3 protein-coding genes are annotated in these 1,628 nt (G+C 38.9%); 2 read left to right on the top strand and 1 reads right to left on the bottom strand.

The annotated features are described in order from the left end of the window. The first annotated feature begins 139 nt into the window (after window positions 1-139). Window positions 140-382: a hypothetical protein gene (locus ACKWCC_RS19220; protein ID WP_413997590.1), complete on the top strand. Its 243-nt coding sequence runs from the start codon at window positions 140-142 to the stop codon at window positions 380-382. Next, window positions 373-693 carry a type II toxin-antitoxin system RelE/ParE family toxin gene (locus ACKWCC_RS19215; RefSeq protein ID WP_413997589.1) on the top strand — a complete coding sequence of 107 codons (321 nt, stop codon included), beginning with the start codon at window positions 373-375 and terminating at the stop codon, window positions 691-693. The genes ACKWCC_RS19220 and ACKWCC_RS19215 overlap by 10 nt, the downstream gene beginning before the upstream one ends. Window positions 694-1,254: 561 nt before the next feature. On the opposite strand, the gene ACKWCC_RS19210 is transcribed toward ACKWCC_RS19215, so the two are convergent. Next, complete coding sequence (locus ACKWCC_RS19210) at window positions 1,255-1,434, bottom strand: class IIb bacteriocin, lactobin A/cerein 7B family (protein ID WP_413997591.1); 180 nt, start codon at window positions 1,432-1,434, stop codon at window positions 1,255-1,257. Window positions 1,435-1,628: the final 194 nt, after the last annotated feature.

Genomic DNA, 1,628 nt, shown 5'->3' with positions numbered 1-1,628 from the left:
GGCGTGGCGCTCGCGCGAGCGGGGGGGGGGGAGAAGGAAAAAGGTACAGTGTTTACCTTCGTTGGCAACAAGCTCAAAAAAACGGATTAAAATCAACTTTAGGAACAGAATTTGTAAATTTGAGTAAAACAGATTGAAAATGGACTTAAAAACCAGAAAATTGACCTTTATACAGGAAGTTCTGCGTATTCAAAATGAGGATATAATCAGCGGACTTGAAAAAATGCTGAAAAAGCGAAGGGCGGAACTGTATGAAAAGACCTTAGAACCAATGTCGATAGAGCAGTTTAATGCGGACATTGACCAATCATTGGAGGACTCAGCAAATGACAGGGTTATCAGCGCTAAGCATTTGAAACAGGAAATCAAAAAATGGAGTTAACCGTTTTTTGGACAGAATTTGCAAAGGAGAGACTTGAGGACATTTTTGAATACTATAAACGCAAATCAAAAAGTATAGATGTCGCAAGAAAGTTGGTTGACTCTATAGTAAACCATACCATAGGACTTGAAAGACAGCCTTACATTGGACAAAAGGAGGAGCTTTTATCTGGCCGCCCCCAAGGTTTTAGGTACTTGGTCTTTAAAAGTTACAAAATCATCTACTGGATTAACGAGCCAAAAAAGAGAATAGACATAGCCCACATTTTCGACACCCGACGAGACCCATTTAAGATAAGAGAAACGGAGTAGAACGGATAAGCCAGTTGCCAAAAATGGCTATACCAAAAAGGGCGTAAAAATTTATATTTAAAGCCTTGGGCCCATTTGTTAAGTCGGACAAAAACATTTGGATCTGCCAACCAAAAAGAGAAAAAACAACTACCAATCCGCCCCAATCTACCTTTTCAGTACGGGACCCCGGAATATTTTGTCAGGGAATGCCAATGGGCCGTAATTGTTAAGACAACGATTGTCAGCAGTTTAAAACAAACATTTTTATGGCAACCAAAACCTACGTAGTTGTCCCAGGCGTTGCGTGACGATCTCACTAGCGATTGTTACATGGTTTTGCCTGGGCTAGCCAATTCAATCTACGGTATTGTCGCAATTTTAAAATAACTAATCCACAAAAAAATATTCTGTGGATTAGTTTTTCTTATTTGTGGATTATAAAGTAAATAAATTCACCAAATCTTATTCCCATCTGATAAATAGAATAAACTGAAAGCACCACTAAAATCAACCTTAAAAACAAATTTTCAGACAAAAGATTTAAAAGCTTATCCATAATGTTATTATTTATCCTTGGATTTAATGTGTAATTTGAAAAATAAACTCACCAGTTGCTTTACCTGCATCATAAATTGCCACAGCTGACGCAGCTGCGGCTCCAATGGCCATAAAAGGAACCCAGAAACCCCCACCTTCTATTCTTATCATTTCTTGCTCGCTTAATTCTTGCGGAGTACCTGTTTGATAGGTCTTGGATATTGTTTCCGCATTGAAGTTTTAAATTAATCATAAAAATTTTATTGTACAGCACCTTATTGGGCTTGTTTATATCCTTGGATTCAACTGATAAACGCAACAGCTTGCTGTTGAAAAAAGCCCTCTCCGGAGATCTGGTCCTAGGGCCAGATCTCCGGAGAGGGCGGCGCAAAAACTTCATACCTTTGGGGTCGCTA

Origin of the sequence: Maribacter aquimarinus, from assembly GCF_047345505.1 — a bacterium.
GTDB lineage: Bacteria > Bacteroidota > Bacteroidia > Flavobacteriales > Flavobacteriaceae > Maribacter.
Note: the sequence above shows the minus strand (reverse complement) of the source record. Positions and strands in the feature narration are given on the sequence as shown.

Bases quoted from the DNA above. Each gene is read 5' to 3' on its own strand.
- ACKWCC_RS19220 (WP_413997590.1), top strand. From the start codon at position 140: ATGGACTTAAAAACCAGAAAATTGACCTTTATACAGGAAGTTCTGCGT.
- ACKWCC_RS19215 (WP_413997589.1), top strand. From the start codon at position 373: ATGGAGTTAACCGTTTTTTGGACAGAATTTGCAAAGGAGAGACTTGAG.